Raw genomic sequence first — 16,443 nt, forward strand, 5'->3', positions numbered from 1 at the left:
CTTGGGTAATAATTATCCTTCATCCAAAAATAACAAAACCTTTTCACAAACCTTAAACAACAGCGGTGGCAAAGTTTCATTGGTATAAGGTTGCGTAGCGCCGTAAACATGGTTAGCGCCTTCAATTTTAACTAATCTGCTATTCGGATTGGCCTCCGCCAAAGTCTGTGCGGTTTCAAAAGGAACATTTACATCATCATTGCCATGGATAATCAACCAGGGGATGTTTACCCGTTTTGCAGCATCTAAAATATTCAATGCTGCAGCATTCTCTTCCAGATCTTCCAATAAACCAACATTTAAAGGCATTTGCTCTTTGGTACGGGCATTAGTAACGAAGATTCTGCCATTTTTTTTCCATTCGGCTTCCTGTTCTTTTTTCCACAGACTGGCAAAATCGCCAATGGCACTCCAGGTTACCAGTTTGTTGATCCTTAAATCATTCGCAGCCTCAATAATTGATAATCCGCCACCGCGGCTATGACCTATCAGGTTTACCTTTGTATCCTTACCGTATGCTTTTTCGATAAAATCTAGTACCGCATTTAAATCAAAAAGTTCTTTTGATACGGTATTATTGGCAAAAGTATCAATATCGGTTACATCTTTTGGGTCATTAACTGGCACACCGCTATGCGATAAATTGAACTTAATGTAACGGTAACCATTGCTGGCAAAATGCCTGGCCACTAAATTGTGAGCACCCCAATCTTTAAAACCTTTAAAGCCATGAACAAAAAGTACAATGGGCGTATTAGGGTTTTTCTCATCGAAAGTGATATCACCAATAATTAATTTTCCGTCAGAACCGCTAAGGCTAAAATTGCTTTGTGTAATCATAATTTAAAGGAATTGGTATAAAATATAAACCTACGAAATCTAATTTTGTTGTGATGTTTGGTGTTTAGATCAGAGGAATATTAATCACAACCCCTATTAAATAGCCCTGATGAAAATGGAAATCCCTTTTGGAACAGTTGAATTGTCGTTTATAAATTTTATCCAAAAGGATTGAAATGTACAGCAGGAGAGAACCTTTCCCATCGGCACTGGGACTGCGCTTCAAAAATGGAGCATATATTCCATCAGGAAATTAACACTACTGCAAGCTTTCTCGTCTTCTTAACCAACAATAAAACTCCAAAAACAATTTCTAATATTCCATAAAAATAAATTAAAAGCCAGGTGAAGGCAACCATTTTGGCATATTCACGTAATATACTGCAGTGGATAAAAAGTGGTTACATTCAGTCAGGGCGTAGAAGAGGGCGTAAATTCAGAGAAAAATTTTACGATTGGTTTGTTCATATAAATCAATATGCTTTGATTAATCTTTAAGTTCTTTATTTAAAACCGTTCTAAATTGATGTAAATTACAGGTTAATGACAGTCACATGCGTTCACCCTGTTACTTTTGTATCCCGATAATAGTTAATAACGGAAGCACTTGGAATATTTAAAAGTAATAGCTTTTACGCATCACCACATCGACCTGAAATCTTTAGGGAAATTAGTTATTTGTGATCAGAGTTTAGATAGCAGGTTGAAGAATGTTCAAGCAGAACTTCCCGTTAGTGAAATCTTCTATATTGGAACCTGTAACCGTGTGGAGTTTGTTTTCCTTACCAAAGAGAAAACCGACAAAGAATTTGTAACCAGATTCCTAACTGTTTTAGACATGGGACTGCCTCCTGAATTTATGGAGCGTTTTCTTGATAATGTTACAGTATACGAAAACGAAGAAGCTTTTAACCATTTGCTCAGAACATCGTGCTCTTTAGAGAGTTTAGTGGTTGGTGAAAAGGAAATTCTTGCCCAGATCCGTAAAGCTTACGAAAACTGCCGCGATGCAGGTTTTACTGGCGATTACATGCGTATGATTATGGACCGTGTGGTTAAAACCGCAAAAGAAGTTTATACGCACACCAATATTTCAAAAAATCCGGTTTCTGTTGTTTCATTGGCCTACCGTAAGCTAAAGGAATTAAATATGTGTGGCAACTCACGTATCTTGATTATTGGCGCCGGCGAAACCAATCAGAACATTGCAAAATACCTCAACAAACATAAATACTCCAATTTCTCGATTTTCAACCGTACGTTTTCTAAGGCTGAATCTTTGGCACAAGAACTAGGTGGTAAGGCTTATCCTTTAGCAGCCCTTGAAGATTTTAATGAAGGATTTGATGTGATCATTACCTGTACCGGCTCAACCGAGGCAATTATTAACGAAGCCTTATACGCCAAACTTTTAAATGGCGATCAGGGTAAAAAGGTAATTGTAGATTTAGCCATTCCGAATGATGTTACGCCTGCTGTGATCCATAACAACCCTGTACATTATATTGAGGTAGAATCGCTAAAAGAGGTAGCGCGCAAAAATATCCAGGAACGTTACAACGAACTGGTACATGCCGAAGAAATTATAAGCAATAACATTACCGAATTTTTCTCTGTTTTAAAACAACGCCGTATCGAATTAGCGATGCAGGAAGTGCCAAGAAAGATTAAAGAGATCAAAAATACAGCCATAAATGGTGTATTTGCCGATGAAATTAGTCAGATGGATGAAGCCTCACGCGAAGTTTTAGAACGTGTAATGAACTACATGGAGAAAAAATACATCAGCGTTCCAATGGTAATGGCAAAAGAAATCCTGGTAAATCAACCTTAATTATCCCGCAAAGATTGCTAAGGGCAGGCGCTAAAAACGCTAAGTCTCGTTTCCATCATTTTTTTCTGTCATTCGCTTCCTCAATATTTAGTGGAGGCCCAATAGAAAAATCGTCATCTCGACTGAAGCGCAGCGAAATGGAGAGATCTTTATAGACCGATTTAGATTCGCTTATCACTCCAATAAACTTTCCGAATGACTAAAAAATGTGATACCGATTCCGTAATGTCATAGAAATCCTTTAAATTATCCCTTCTGTAACCTCACTGTCTCATTTTTAAACAATTCATGGTATAAACCACTAATTAAATTAAATTTGCAACTCATTTAACCTTTATAGTGAAGAAATTAACCATTGGAACACGCGGTAGCGACCTGGCTTTATGGCAAGCAAATCATATAAAAGATGAATTGGCTGCTATTGGAATAGAAGCAGAAATAAAAATCATTAAAACGCAGGGCGATAAAATCCTGAATTTAAGATTGGATAAACTGGAAGGCAAAGGCTTTTTTACCAAAGAATTGGAAGAAGAGCTTTTGGGTGGAACGATTGATCTGGCTGTACATTGCCTTAAAGATTTACCTACTACACACCCTGAAGGATTGATCATTGCCGCTTTACCACCACGTGAAGAAGCAAGCGAATACCTATTGATTTTAAAAGATTGTGTAGATGTTTCGCAAAAGCTTTCGTTAAAAAAAGGCGCAATGGTTGGCACTTCATCTAATCGCCGCAAAGCTCAGTTATTGGGTTTACGTCCCGATTTGGAGGTTGAAGATTTACGCGGAAATGTACCCACCCGTATCCAAAAACTTCGTGATGAAGATTATGATGCCATTCTGATTGCAAAAGCTGGCGTTAAACGCTTAAATCTTGATGTGAGCGATTTGCATGTAGAAGAATTAGAAACTACAGAGTTTATCCCGGCACCCGCTCAGGGGGCTTTGGCTATTCAGATCAGGGAAAATGATACCGAGCTTTTTGATGCATTGCAAAAATTGCACGACCCGGAAACGGCAGAGACTGTAACTGTAGAGCGTAAGGTGTTAAACCTTTTCGAAGGCGGTTGCCATATGCCATTGGGCTGTTATTGTAAAAAAGAAAACGGAAAATTCGAAATATGGACTTCAAAAGCCGAAACGGCCGACCATTTTCCTGAGCGTTTGTTTTTACGTGCAGAAAGTACCGAAGGTTTGGCAGAAAAAATTGTGGCCAAGTTTAATGTAGAAAGAAAGAAACCAGCGAAGGTTTTCATCTCACGCGAAATTGGCGAACACAGTTATTTCCGTAGAGCATTAGAAAATAATAATATTGAAATAGAAGGACGTTCGTTGATCCGTACATTTCCGATAGTAACGGTTTTAGATCAGTTTATCTTAAGACACGTAGACTGGGTTTTCTTCAGCAGCCGCAATAGTGTAGAATATTTTTTCAACTTAAAACCGGTATTGCCAAAGAAAGCAAGGTTTGGCGTGGTAGGAAGAGGATCAGAAGATGCCCTGCGTAAATTTGGCCATATTGCCGATTTTGTTGGCGAGAGTGGCGATATTACCGAAGTTGCAGAAGATTTTGCGCAATTGGTTGGCGGTCAGCAAATCCTGTTTCCAAGAGCACAGGATTCTTTACAATCGATTCAGAAATCATTACCAGCTGATGCTAAAATAATCGATCTGCCGATTTACGAAACGGTAATCGAAGATGATATTGACCAAAGTTATGCCGATGTGCTGATTTTTACCAGTCCATCAAATGTTGATGCCTATTTCGCTGATAATTTATTGGAACCTGGCCAACAGGTAATTGCCATTGGAAACTCTACCGGTAAGAAATTTGATGAAATGGGCGTGAAGTATGCCTTGCCTTATTCGCCTGATGAAATTGGACTAGCTGAGGCAGTGTTTGGAATAGAGATTAGGTAAGGTTTGGGGTAGAAGGTTTAGGGGGGGAAGTTTAGCGTTTAAGGTTCAAAATAGTTAAGTCTTGATACCCGATACTATAATCTGGATACTAAATCTAAAAATCTGTGCAATCATCCCGAAGGAAAAAATAGAAAGATATTCAAGTCTCGATACTTGATACTAAATACTTGATACTAATAAAATGTTAAATCGTCCGCGTAGATTAAGGAAAAACCCATTGGTGAGAGAGATGGTAGCCGAAACCCGGTTATCGAAAGATATGTTTGTGTACCCTTATTTTATAGTGCCAGGCAGCAATGTTACACACGCCATTGATGCCATGCCAGGGGTGAACCATTATTCGGTTGATACCCTGGTTAAGGATGTAGCGGCCGGATTGAAAAAAGGACTCAACAAAATTATGCTTTTCGGTGTGGGCGATGAAAAATCTGAAGACGCGAAATCTGCTTATCATGATCATTCATTGGTTCCAACTGCTGTTCGTGAATTAAAAAAACAGTTCGGTGATGATTTATATGTAATTACCGATGTTTGCGTTTGTTCTTATACCACCCATGGCCATTGCGGTATTTTAGAGAACGATTATGTTCAAAACGATAAAACAGTAGCGGTAATCGCTAAAATGGCTTTAACACATGCCGAAGCTGGTGCTGATATGTTTGCGCCGTCTGACATGATGGACGGAAGGATTGAAGCCATACGTAATCTCTTAGATGAGAATGGCTTTGTAAATGCAGCTATTATGAGCCATGCCACAAAATTTGCTTCTGCATATTATGGTCCTTTTAGAGAGGCTGCAGACTGTGCACCAAGCAAAGGGGATAGGAAAGCATATCAGATGGACTTCAGAAATCCATTAGAGGCTTTACGAGAAGCGCAGCTGGATGAACAAGAGGGTGCTGATGTGTTAATGGTGAAACCAGGTTTAGCTTATCTGGATATTATCCAAAGGTTAAAACAGGATACCAATTTGCCTATTGCGGTTTATAATGTATCAGGCGAATACTCCATGGTAAAAGCAGCTGCCGAACGCGGTTGGATAGATGAACAAAAAGTAGTAATGGAGACCATGCATGCCTTCGCCCGCGCAGGCGCAAGTATTATTACCACTTACCATATTAAAGATATTTTAAATAACAACTGGATTTAGATAAGCTGAAAGCTTAAAGCAAAAAGACCAAAGCCATTTTATAGCGCTTTACTTTTCGCTTTAAGCTTTAGTCTTTCAGCTTTAAGCTTAATAAAAATGTTAGATTCATTAAAGAAAATGTTTTCAGGCAACGAAGCCGATATTCCGGTAAATACAGGTAGTAAACCTGATATTTCGAGAGTAAAATCTGCTGAATTGTACGAAAAATCAAAAACGTATTTCCCAGGTGGGGTAAACTCACCTGTTAGGGCTTTTAAATCTGTTTACGGTACACCACTTTTTATCGAAAAAGGTGATGGCTGTTATATATGGGATGCCGATGGTAATCAGTTTATTGATTTCTGTGGCAGTTGGGGGCCATTAATTTTGGGACATAACAATCCTAAAATCCGCGAGAAAGTTGCCGAGGTAATGCAGAACGGAATGAGCTTTGGTGCGCCAACAGCTTTAGAAAATGAATTGGCTGAGCTGATTATTAAAAACAACCGTTTTGTAGAGAAAATCCGTTTTACGAGTTCAGGTACCGAAGCGGTAATGTCGGCCATTCGTTTGGCAAGAGGTTTTACCGGTCGCGATAAGATTTTAAAGTTCGAAGGCTGTTACCACGGTCATAGCGATTCGCTTTTGGTTAAAGCAGGTTCTGGTTTGGTTACTTTTGGTGAAACCTCTTCTGCGGGTGTGCCAAAATCTTTTGCTGAAGAAACCATCGTTGTACCCCTAAATGATAAAACAGCTATCGAACAAGCTTTTGCTCAGTTCAAAGACCAGATTGCTGCGGTAATTATTGAGGGTATTCCGGCAAATAATGGTTTGATTATTCAAGATGAAGAATATATTCATTTTTTACGTAAAATTTGTACGGATAACGGTTCTCTTCTGATTTTTGATGAAGTTATTACCGGTTTCAGGGTAGGTTTTGAAGGAGCTGCTGCACATTATGGCATTACACCTGATATTGTTACTTATGGCAAAATCATTGGTGGCGGCTTACCTGTTGGGATGTATGGTGCACGTGCTGAAATTATGGCACATATCTCTCCTGATGGTGGTGTGTATCAGGCAGGTACCTTGTCTGGAAACCCGGTGGCTATGGCAGCAGGCATTGCAACATTAACAGAGTTGAACAAATCAAGCTTTTACAAAGATTTAAATGCCAAAGCGCAAGAATTTGTAGCCAGTATTCAGCGTTTTGCAACCGCACGTAACTATAAATTTAAGGTATTTACCATTGGTTCTATCTTCTGGTTTGCTTTTACCGATAAAGATAAAATCCAATCGGCTGATGATATTGATGCCAGCAGCATGGAGAAATTCAAAATTATGCACCGCGAGTTATTGAATAGAGGAATTTATTTAGGCCCATCGGGATATGAAGTTGGTTTCGTATCTTCAGCACATACTAAGATCGAATTGGAGAAAGCGAAACGTGCTATTTTTGAAGCATTAGATTTAGTGTTTAAGAAGTAAGGCTTTTTTGTTTAACCACAGAGGACGCTGAGTTTCCATAGAGAGTAAGAAGTTGTTAACCATAAAAGACATATAAAAAATAATAAGTTGGGCTATAAACTTTGAGAGAATGGTACCATCCTTAATTTCAATGAGGACTACCTGGAAAAGTGGGGCAATAAAACAATCTGTGAAATCCAAAAATCTGTGTAATCAACCCGGAGGAAAAATGGTTCGTGAGGACACAAACCATGGCGATATAAAATAATCGGTGAAATCACATTATCTGTGTAATCAACCCGAAGGAAAAGATATTTAAAATTAAAAGCCCCTTTAGGGGTTGGGGTATGAAGAAATCTATAATTATATTTTACGCATTATTGCTTTACGCACTGATTCAGCTCATTTCGTGGGGAACATTGGTGGTGCGTTTGCAGCCAAGCCGCATGACCATGATTATGGGCGAAGGTTCGGTGTTTTTGTTTTTGCTCTGTATCGGCGGTTATTTCCTTCATCAATCGTTAAAACGTGAAGATAAATTGAGGGAACAGCAGCAAAACTTTCTGATGTCGATTACACATGAGCTGAAATCACCTTTGGCGGCGATAAAACTTTCTATCCAAACCATTGTTAAACGTGATTTGGATAAGGCACGCCAAACTTCATTGCTTAACAATTCGCTAAAAGATATTGAGCGTTTGGATGATCTGGTTGAAAATATGTTGTTGGCCACCAAAATTGAAAACCGTTCCTATACTTTTCCGAAGGAAGAATTTAACTTCTCGGAGCTGGTATATAAAATCACGGATAGGTTACAGGTTCATTCTTGTGGATGCGAGCAGATTATAAATGCTAAAATTCAGCCAAATTTGCAGTTAGTGGGTGACAAATTTGCCTTATCGTCAGTAGTAACCAATTTAATTGAGAATGCGGTGAAGTATTCGAACCCTTGTGATGAGATAAATGTGCATTTAAACAAAGTTGACGGGCATATTCAATTAAGTGTGGTGGATCAGGGGCCGGGTATTTCAGATGCCGAAAAAATGTTGATATTTGATAAGTTCTACCGCGTTGGTAACGAGAATGTCAGAAAAGCGAAAGGAACAGGTTTAGGCTTGTTTATTGTGAAAGAGGTTTTACAATACCATGATGCAGATATTACAGTAAAAGACAATTTGCCTCAAGGAAGTATTTTTGAAGTAACATTTAGTTAATCTCAATTATGTCACAAAAATTAAGAATTCTATTGGTAGAAGACGAGGATCACTTGTTAGATGCTATCAAATTAAACCTCGAACTTGAGGGTTATAAAGTTCACGCCGTTAAAGATGGCAAAACCGCTCTTAAAATTTTTAAAGAAGAACGCTTTAATCTAATTATTTTAGACGTAATGTTGCCTGAAATGGATGGTTTCCAGGTTTGCGAAACAATCCGTTTAGAGAATGCAGAAGTTCCGATTATGTTTTTAACAGCTAAAAACACTTCGGAAGACCGTGTTTTAGGTTTGAAAAAAGGAGCTGACGATTATTTGGTTAAACCTTTCAACTTAGAAGAATTAATTCTTCGTGTTGGTATTTTGGTTAAACGCAGTTTAAAATCTGATGATTTAAAAGAATTGAATTCTTACAAAATCGGTGATAAAACAATCTATTTTAACTCTTTCGAATTAAAACACGATGATGGTACCATCACTCCGTTAACCAAAAAGGAAACGATGTTGTTGAAGCTATTGATCGAGCGTAAAAACGATGCGGTTTCAAGAGAGCAGATTTTAGAAACTGTTTGGAATTATGATGTTTATCCTTCAACAAGAACAATCGATAACTTCATTTTAACTTTCCGTAAGTATTTCGAACCAGATCAAAAAAATCCAGTTTATTTCCACTCTATCCGTGGTGTAGGCTATAAATTTACTGATAGTCATTAATGTACAATAATAAAGGCAGATATGCTTTAATGGCAGTTTTTGCGCTTGCTGCATTGGTTTGTGTATTTTACAATCAATATCAGCTGGCCGCTGTTTCAGGACTGTTGTTTGTCTTTGTTATTTGGAGCCATTTTAAGCATAGTTCGGTTTTGATGGCATCAAAACATTTCAAGAATAACGAATTCGGTAAAACCAAAGCCTTATTGGCTGAGGTGGTTAAGCCAGAGCGCTTGGCTAAAAGCCGAAGGGGTTATTACGAATTCATGCAAGGCAATATGGCTTTGAAGGAAGAAGACTATGATAAGGCAGAGTATCACTTTCAGTTGGCAAGCCGCTTTCCGGTGGGAGGTAAAAATGAGAAATCGTATGTACTGATCCATTTGGCTAATCTCGCCTTGCGGAAGAAAGATAGAGAAAGGGCAGAAGCTTATACGAAATTGGCCAAAGAGTTTGCCGAAACGCAACGCTCGAAAGACATTATCGTTAAAATTGAAAAAGAAATAAGCAAGTTATAATATTAATATTGTCATTTTGAATAACGAAGCACCAGTTTAGGGATAAAAAGGTACTTCGTTTTTTTTTTATTTATACCTTTGCAAAATTAAATTTTAGGCAGTCCGTCATCCTGAACTCAGTTCTGGATCTAACTAAAGAAAGATGCTGAAATAAATTCAGCATGACGCGTAGTGCAACACCAAATACAATCATGAAGAATAACTTATTTTTAGACGCAGCATTTTCAAAACAAACCGAACGCCCACCAGTATGGATGATGCGTCAGGCAGGTCGTTTTATGCCACAATATTGGGAAATTAAAAACAAATACTCTTTTTTAGAGATGTGTAAAAATCCAGAAATTGCAGCAGATGTGACCATGTTACCTGTCGATTTGTTGGATATTGACGCCGCCATTTTATTCTGTGATATTTTGGTAACCGGCGAGGCTATGGGTGGTGATTTGAGTTTTACTCAAGGCGTTGGACCTAAATTTGCAAACCCCGTACGTACCGCTCAAGACATCGAAAACTTAAATGTTGATTGTCTGGACGAATTGCAATATGTTGCTGATGCGATTAAAGTGATTCAACAACGATTGGATAGCAGAATTCCATTGATCGGTTTTGCAGGTGCACCATTTACGGTAATGAGTTATTTAATTGAAGGTGGTTCATCTAAAGATTTTAAATTAACCAAGCTCTTTATACACAATCAGCCAGAATTGGCACACAAACTTTTGGCTAAAATTGCTAAAGTAACGGCTGACTACCTGAATCTTCAGATTGCTGCTGGTGTTAATGCTGTTCAGATTTTCGACAGTTGGGCACTTGCTTTATCATGGAATGATTATCAGGAGTTTTCTCACCGTTATATTCAGGAAATTATTGCTAACCTAAACAGAAAAGATATTCCGGTGATTTCTTTTTGTAAAGGAAGCTCAGTTTTTGCTCCGATTATGGCAGAAGCTAAACCCGATGTAATTTCAGTTGATTGGAACGCTGATTTATTGAACATTAAAAATGCTTTGCCAGCAGGCATTGCCGTTCAGGGAAATTTAGATCCACATATTTTATATGCTGACAAAGCCGTAATTAAAGCACAGATCCATAAATTATTTGAACGCATGCGTGGTACCGAAGGTTTTATCTTCAATTTGGGCCATGGTATAATGCCAGATATTCCTTTCGATAATGTGAAGTATGCAATTGAGGTGGTAAAGGAGTTTAGGTATTAAAACCTAAATTCAAACTCATTTGCTTATATTAGCTTAAATTATTTTATCATTCATGACAGTTAAATCATTACGCGACGAAGATAAATTGCCAATAAAAAAGGTAATTAATGCCATAAATAAAACGATGGATGATGTTCTTCGCGTAGTGGATGCTATGGATTTAGGTAGAACCGAGGTGAAAACCGATGGCGTTTACAGAACTTTCAATAATGGCGAGACTGTAAAAATTTCTTCTGGAAATTTTTCAAAAAAAAGAGTTGAAAAGAAAAAGATTAAACTTTTTTGATAATGGCCATCAAGCCTAAGCTAAGAATTTTTGCAGGACCAAATGGGGCTGGTAAAACAACGCTTTATAATTCAATTAAGCCAATTTATTTTTCTACTAAACTTTTTGTAAATGCTGATAATTTAGAGTCAGATTTTAAGAAGAATAATTTTTTAAATCTTTCAGAGTTCGATATAAGTTGCTCACAAGCCGAATTTGAAAAATTCAATACCTCAAATGGATTATATGCTAAGGCTTGTTTCTCAAAAAAAAGCTGGAATTTAGTTGTAAAAGAAAATGTTATTGTAAAAGAAGAATATGATTACCTTAATTATAATTCTTATCATTTCGCAATAATAGCTGACTTTATTCGCCATAAATTGATTGAGTCTAAAAAATCATTTTCTTTCGAAACGGTTTTTTCTCATCCGTCGAAATTGGAACTAATCGAATTTGCACATCAAAACAACTATAAGGTTTATTTATATTTCATTGGAACAGAGACGCCAATAATAAATTTAGAACGAGTAAAAGATAGGGTAAAAAAAGGAGGCCATTTTGTTGATGGAGATAGGATAGAGAAGCGTTATTTTCTTACAATGGATTTACTTATAGATATGTTAAAAGAAGTTGATGAAACTTATCTTTGGGATAATTCGGCGGGTAAACATATTTATGTTGGAAATATTAAACGTGGAATTTTAAATCTTGAATTTTTGAATATCCCGAATTGGATAGAGACCTATATTTTGAATAAAATAAAATAATGATAGAAACCTTATTGCCATATTATCACTATTTTCTTGCAGTACACATTGTATTTGTAATTAGCTGGATGGCAGGACTGTTTTATATCCTGAGTCTTTTTATTTACCATACCGAGGCTAAAGATAAACCCGAACCTGAAAAAACTATCCTCCAAAAACAGTTTGTTAAAATGGAGGCTACTTTATGGAAAATTATCGCCATGCCGGCCATGATCATTTCTGTTTTGGCAGGGGTATCTATGCTAACTTTAAACCAAGGTTTGCTTCAAGCCGATTGGATGTGGGTTAAGCTAGGTTTTGTTGTCGGTTTACTCATTTATCATTTCATCTGTCAAAACATCGTTAAACAGCTTAAAAATAACCAATACAAGCTAACGAGCTTTCAGTTGAGGTTATGGCGTGAGCTGGCGACGATTTTTATGATTGCCATTGTATTTGTGGTCATCCTAAAAAGTGCCATTAATTGGATTTACGGTTTAATAGGGATAATGGGCATAGCAATGGCCATTATGATTGCGGTTAAACTGTATAAAAATTATCGTAAAAAGCGAGGTGAATAATTTTTGTATCACAAAGACACTAAAACAATAAGAATATTCTTTAATACTAAGTTTCAAAATCTTTGAGTCCTTTGTGCCTTAATGGTGATTGGATAAATAACTTTGTTTCCTTTGCGTAAACTTGCACCGACTTCTTTATACTTGATACCCTGTACTTGATAATTTAATAAAAAACTATTCTAAATTTGGGCGATAAAATCAAAGCGCATGTTTACAAATACAGGTCTGAAAAAGACCTTACTCTTAATACCATTTCTTTTTAGTGCTTATTTCGCTTCGGCACAGTTTGATCAATCGGCTTTCGAAAACCGGATCCGTCCAGATAGCAGCTTAACCAATGAGGTTCATTTTAATTTTTACAATTTAAACTATGTCCGTAATTACGAGTATACCAACGATTTTCATGATGGTTATACTTTGTACGGAACACAGTTGCAGCCTCAGATCGTTTATTATGCGCATCCTAACCTGGCGATTACCGCCGGTGCTTTTATCAGAAAGGATTTTGGTAGAAACGGAATTTCGGATGCTAAACCTTTGTTTAGCGTAAAATATCATAAAAGAAACCTTACTTTAATTTTTGGAAGTTTAGAGGGCAATATTCAACATAAGTATATCGAGCCATTATACGATTTTGAAAGAACCTTAACCACGCCAATTGAATATGGAACACAGTTATTGGTAGAGCGCAAGAAATTTACTTTAGATGCCTGGATTGCCTGGCAGAAAATGATTTATAAGGGTGATCCAGCCAAAGAGGAAATTATTGGTGGTTTATCTACAGAAAGCACCATTTCAGAAGGTAATGGCTGGAAGTTTAGTTTGCCTGCCCAATTTTTGGCTTTCCATCAAGGTGGGCAAATAGATGTACTTAAAGAAATTCCGATTACCACCATGTTTAATGGAGCAACTGGTTTAAAACTGCACAAAGCAATTAATGCCAACATTAAACAGGTATATACCGACAACTATATTGCGGTGTATAAAGATTTTTCTCCTGATAAAAGAAGAGCTTACCAAGGTGGCTTTGGTTTATGGTTAAATGCGGGTGTAGAAAGTAAATGGGGCAGTTTGGTGGCTTCTTACTGGAAAGGCAACAATTTTATTTCGATTAAAGGAATGCCACTTTATGAATCGGTTTCAGATAACCTGTACAGTCCAGGTTTGAAGCAAAGTGCTAGAAACATTGTTTCGTTGCGTTATGCGTATCAAAAAGAATTAATTCCACATTTATACCTTGATGTACGTTTCGAACCGCATATCGATCTTGATCATACCGATAAGCAACTTCAGTTTAACCACTCATTCTTCTTAACTTATAAACAAGATTTTAAATTGTTTAAGGTGAAAAAGGATGGAAGGTAGAAGTTAGGAAGGTTGAAGGTAATTTAACTAATCCATTACAAACCCTGTAGGTATCTAAAACCTGCGGGGTTTTATTGTTTTAAGCCTGTCCTATGTTTCTAAACCCGATAGCAGCGGAAAACACGAAGGTGAGGAACGAACCGAGGCTTTGAAGCAGATAGCTCCAAAGGAGTGCCTTTGGCACGGGACTGCTGCTCCCGATGAAATGCTGAATGTTCATTTTCAAATAAAAAATCTATATCTTTCTTGAAAAAAAATCAGTGCTATATCTTTCTGATAATCAGTAGGTAAAATGCTTATTTTAACTTTATTTAACTTTTTTTCTCACCTCATGCAACCATTGTTTGTAATCTGCCATCTTCTATTTACAAACACACAATGAAATTGACGCGAAGCTATACGATAAACGATTTGATGGAAGGCTGCAAAGCTGGCGACCGGAAGATGCAGGAGCTGCTTTATAAGCAAACTGCATCGAAGATGTTGGCCGTTTGTATGCGCTACGCCAAAGATAGGATGGAGGCAGAGGATGTGCTGCAGATGGGTTACATCAAAATCTTTCAAAAAATAAAAGAGTATAGGGGGGATGGTTCTTTTGAAGGCTGGATTAGAAGGGTTATGGTGAACACTGCAATTGAAAGTTACCGTAAAAATTTACGCAGCTTAAATGTGGTTGAAATAGATGAAGCTTACGAGCAACCATCAACCGGATTTGATTTTGGCACTTTAGGGATGCAGGATTTAATGAAGGTGATACAAAAATTGGCAGATGGTTACCGCATGGTTTTTAACATGTACGTAATTGAAGGCTATTCGCACAAAGAAATTGGAGAAACGCTTGGGATCTCAGAAGGCGCGAGTAAATCGCAACTGTCGAGGGCAAGAGCAATATTAAAAGAAGAAATTATAAAAATGGAGGGATTTGGTTATGCAACCTATACGGGATAAGGATTTTGATCAGTTATTTAAGGATGCTTTTGCTGATGCGGAAGTAACGCCTTCGAGGGATTTATGGAGCAATATTGAAAGCGAAATAGCACCTAAGAAAAAAAGAATCATACCGATTTATTGGTTATCGGCAGCCGCTGTATTATTGATCGCTACGATTGGGATTTTGGTTTATCAACAACAAGACAGTACTAACGGAGATAAAAAATTGGCGAATAATACAATTGAAAAAAAGAAACCAGCGGTGCGGGTACAGACCATTAAAGATTCTTCGGCTACAATTGTTGCACCAGTTGAAAATATCGCACCAGTTTTGCCAGTTCAACCTAAGGCGGTAAGTGTTATTGCCAAAACAAAGGTGAAACATGAAGTTAAACCTGCTGTGGAGCAACAGCGGATAGTTACTGCCCCTGAAATGCAAAAGCAAGAAACAGTTGTAGCTAAAGTTGTAGAACCAAAAAAAGATATTAAAGCAGAAATCGAAGAGGCAATTTTACAGCCAAAAGAAGAGGTTGTAACTGCGCTTGTTGCAACGCCAGTTAAAACGGATGCACCTATTAACGATAACGAACAAAGTAATAAAGGCATCCGTAATGTTGGCGATGTGGTAAACCTCATTGTTAATAAAATGGACAAAAGAAAAGATAAACTGATCCAGTTCCGTACGGATGATGATGATTCTTCTTTGGCATCGATCAATATTGGTCCATTTAAAATAGGTAAACGAAATAAGAAGTAAGCCAGGATTGATCAGGATTTACAGATTTTAGGATTCAAACCATTCACTCATTTAAGTCATTCACTCACTATTCAATAATTCACTCATTCAATAACTCAATAACACACACATATATGAAACGTCTAATTTATACAACACTTTTGGTAAGCGTGCTTGCCGGTGTTATGGCTCCAGGTGCTTTTGCACAACAAGATAGTACCAAGAAGAAAATGGATTACAGTGAAGGACATGGTATCATCATTAAAACCAAATCTACAGATTCAGTTAAAAAAGGCCGTTTTGTAGGCGGAATTACTTTTACCAGAGTTGATTTAGGTTTCTCCAGATTAATCGACAATGGCAGTTTCAACTTATCGCCAAACAACGATTTTTTGGATTATAAAGGTGGCAAAACCAGTACTTTCTCTTTCGATGTTTTGCAATTGGGCTACCGTTTCAACTCTAACTTTAAGGTTTATGTAGCCGGTGGTTTCGACTGGACATTGATCCGCTTGCGAAAAGACATTACTATTGCTAAAAACTCCAACGAATTTGTATATACCGATCAGGCACCTGTACATTTTTCAAAAAACCGATTCTCGAGCAGTTATGTACACATTCCCTTAAACTTCGAATTCCGTACCAGCGAAAACAAAAACAGCAAAAGATTTTACCTGGTTTTAGGTCCGGAGGTTAGCTTTTTGTTAAACGGAAAAATTAAACAGATAAGCGAAGAACGTGGTAAAGAGAAACAGTATGATAGCTACCACTTTCAATCGGTTCGTTACGGAGGTACAGTTAGATTTGGTTATGGTGGTATAGGATTATTTACCAAGTATTATTTTAACGACATGTTTACTACCTCGCAACAAGCTGGCTTAAAAAATATGAGTTTCGGGGTTACATTTGGATTAAATTAACGCCCCTAAATCCCCCTGAAGGAGGACTTAAAATTCTCTCAAAAAGAAAAG

The 16,443-nt window shown here is 37.4% G+C and carries 16 protein-coding genes; 15 read left to right on the forward strand and 1 reads right to left on the reverse strand.

Translation table 11 applies throughout. The annotated features are described in order from the left end of the window. Positions 1–12 precede the first annotated feature (12 nt). A complete protein-coding gene (locus LQ201_RS17965) occupies positions 13–840 on the reverse strand; it encodes a S9 family peptidase (RefSeq protein ID WP_230144767.1) in 828 nt (275 codons plus the stop codon). Positions 841–1,447: 607 nt separating this feature from the next. Between LQ201_RS17965 and hemA the strand changes: the two genes are divergently transcribed. The 15 genes from hemA (at position 1,448) to LQ201_RS18040 (ending at position 16,392) form a co-directional block, all read left to right on the forward strand. After that, complete coding sequence (gene hemA, locus LQ201_RS17970; protein ID WP_230144768.1) at positions 1,448–2,674, forward strand: glutamyl-tRNA reductase; 1,227 nt, start codon at positions 1,448–1,450, stop codon at positions 2,672–2,674. 339 nt (positions 2,675–3,013) lie between these two features. Further along, entirely contained in the window at positions 3,014–4,594 is a 1,581-nt protein-coding gene (hemC, locus tag LQ201_RS17975; protein WP_230144769.1) for a hydroxymethylbilane synthase, read from the forward strand. Between the two features lie 181 nt (positions 4,595–4,775). Then, positions 4,776–5,744 carry a porphobilinogen synthase gene (hemB, locus tag LQ201_RS17980; RefSeq protein ID WP_230144770.1) on the forward strand — a complete coding sequence of 323 codons (969 nt, stop codon included), beginning with the start codon at positions 4,776–4,778 and terminating at the stop codon, positions 5,742–5,744. Positions 5,745–5,840: 96 nt separating this feature from the next. Continuing rightward, entirely contained in the window at positions 5,841–7,211 is a 1,371-nt protein-coding gene (hemL, locus tag LQ201_RS17985) for a glutamate-1-semialdehyde 2,1-aminomutase (protein ID WP_230144771.1), read from the forward strand. A 326-nt stretch (positions 7,212–7,537) separates the two neighbouring features. Beyond that, positions 7,538–8,404, forward strand: a complete 867-nt coding sequence (locus LQ201_RS17990; RefSeq protein WP_230144772.1) for a sensor histidine kinase KdpD — start codon at positions 7,538–7,540, stop codon at positions 8,402–8,404. Positions 8,405–8,412: 8 nt separating this feature from the next. Further along, entirely contained in the window at positions 8,413–9,117 is a 705-nt protein-coding gene (locus LQ201_RS17995) for a response regulator transcription factor (RefSeq protein WP_025146905.1), read from the forward strand. Further along, complete coding sequence (locus LQ201_RS18000; RefSeq protein ID WP_230144773.1) at positions 9,117–9,632, forward strand: hypothetical protein; 516 nt, start codon at positions 9,117–9,119, stop codon at positions 9,630–9,632. The genes LQ201_RS17995 and LQ201_RS18000 overlap by 1 nt, the downstream gene beginning before the upstream one ends. A gap of 191 nt (positions 9,633–9,823) precedes the next feature. After that, positions 9,824–10,849, forward strand: coding sequence for a uroporphyrinogen decarboxylase (gene hemE, locus LQ201_RS18005; RefSeq protein WP_230144774.1), 1,026 nt, complete (start codon positions 9,824–9,826; stop codon positions 10,847–10,849). Between the two features lie 52 nt (positions 10,850–10,901). Then, positions 10,902–11,135 carry a hypothetical protein gene (locus tag LQ201_RS18010; protein WP_230144775.1) on the forward strand — a complete coding sequence of 78 codons (234 nt, stop codon included), beginning with the start codon at positions 10,902–10,904 and terminating at the stop codon, positions 11,133–11,135. A 2-nt stretch (positions 11,136–11,137) separates the two neighbouring features. Continuing rightward, positions 11,138–11,881, forward strand: a complete 744-nt coding sequence (locus LQ201_RS18015) for a hypothetical protein (RefSeq protein WP_230144776.1) — start codon at positions 11,138–11,140, stop codon at positions 11,879–11,881. Beyond that, on the forward strand, positions 11,881–12,441 hold the full coding sequence (locus LQ201_RS18020; RefSeq protein ID WP_230144777.1) for a CopD family protein: 561 nt from the start codon (positions 11,881–11,883) through the stop codon (positions 12,439–12,441). The genes LQ201_RS18015 and LQ201_RS18020 overlap by 1 nt, the downstream gene beginning before the upstream one ends. A 207-nt stretch (positions 12,442–12,648) precedes the next feature. Next, the gene (locus tag LQ201_RS18025) at positions 12,649–13,806 is read left to right on the forward strand and encodes a hypothetical protein (protein ID WP_230144778.1); all 1,158 of its coding nucleotides are present in this window, start codon (positions 12,649–12,651) and stop codon (positions 13,804–13,806) included. Positions 13,807–14,184: 378 nt separating this feature from the next. Further along, entirely contained in the window at positions 14,185–14,754 is a 570-nt protein-coding gene (locus LQ201_RS18030; RefSeq protein ID WP_025146912.1) for an RNA polymerase sigma factor, read from the forward strand. After that, on the forward strand, positions 14,735–15,493 hold the full coding sequence (locus LQ201_RS18035; RefSeq protein WP_230144779.1) for a hypothetical protein: 759 nt from the start codon (positions 14,735–14,737) through the stop codon (positions 15,491–15,493). Before LQ201_RS18030 ends, LQ201_RS18035 begins: the two co-directional genes overlap by 20 nt. Before the next feature lie 113 nt (positions 15,494–15,606). After that, positions 15,607–16,392 carry an outer membrane beta-barrel protein gene (locus LQ201_RS18040; protein WP_230144780.1) on the forward strand — a complete coding sequence of 262 codons (786 nt, stop codon included), beginning with the start codon at positions 15,607–15,609 and terminating at the stop codon, positions 16,390–16,392. The last annotated feature ends 51 nt before the right edge of the window (positions 16,393–16,443 follow it).

The organism is Pedobacter sp. Bi126, assembly GCF_918698245.1.
Lineage (GTDB): Bacteria > Bacteroidota > Bacteroidia > Sphingobacteriales > Sphingobacteriaceae > Pedobacter.

What these genes read in the sequence shown, in the direction of transcription:
- LQ201_RS18025 (WP_230144778.1), top strand. Translation starts at nt 12,649, where the DNA reads ATGTTTACAAATACAGGTCTGAAAAAGACCTTACTCTTAATACCATTT.
- hemE (WP_230144774.1), top strand. Translation starts at nt 9,824, where the DNA reads ATGAAGAATAACTTATTTTTAGACGCAGCATTTTCAAAACAAACCGAA.
- LQ201_RS18035 (WP_230144779.1), top strand. Translation starts at nt 14,735, where the DNA reads ATGCAACCTATACGGGATAAGGATTTTGATCAGTTATTTAAGGATGCT.
- LQ201_RS18000 (WP_230144773.1), top strand. Translation starts at nt 9,117, where the DNA reads ATGTACAATAATAAAGGCAGATATGCTTTAATGGCAGTTTTTGCGCTT.
- LQ201_RS18040 (WP_230144780.1), top strand. Translation starts at nt 15,607, where the DNA reads ATGAAACGTCTAATTTATACAACACTTTTGGTAAGCGTGCTTGCCGGT.
- LQ201_RS17990 (WP_230144772.1), top strand. Translation starts at nt 7,538, where the DNA reads ATGAAGAAATCTATAATTATATTTTACGCATTATTGCTTTACGCACTG.
- hemL (WP_230144771.1), top strand. Translation starts at nt 5,841, where the DNA reads ATGTTAGATTCATTAAAGAAAATGTTTTCAGGCAACGAAGCCGATATT.
- LQ201_RS18015 (WP_230144776.1), top strand. Translation starts at nt 11,138, where the DNA reads ATGGCCATCAAGCCTAAGCTAAGAATTTTTGCAGGACCAAATGGGGCT.
- LQ201_RS17965 (WP_230144767.1), bottom strand. Translation starts at nt 840, where the DNA reads ATGATTACACAAAGCAATTTTAGCCTTAGCGGTTCTGACGGAAAATTA.
- LQ201_RS18010 (WP_230144775.1), top strand. Translation starts at nt 10,902, where the DNA reads ATGACAGTTAAATCATTACGCGACGAAGATAAATTGCCAATAAAAAAG.
- LQ201_RS18020 (WP_230144777.1), top strand. Translation starts at nt 11,881, where the DNA reads ATGATAGAAACCTTATTGCCATATTATCACTATTTTCTTGCAGTACAC.
- LQ201_RS17995 (WP_025146905.1), top strand. Translation starts at nt 8,413, where the DNA reads ATGTCACAAAAATTAAGAATTCTATTGGTAGAAGACGAGGATCACTTG.
- LQ201_RS18030 (WP_025146912.1), top strand. Translation starts at nt 14,185, where the DNA reads ATGAAATTGACGCGAAGCTATACGATAAACGATTTGATGGAAGGCTGC.
- hemB (WP_230144770.1), top strand. Translation starts at nt 4,776, where the DNA reads ATGTTAAATCGTCCGCGTAGATTAAGGAAAAACCCATTGGTGAGAGAG.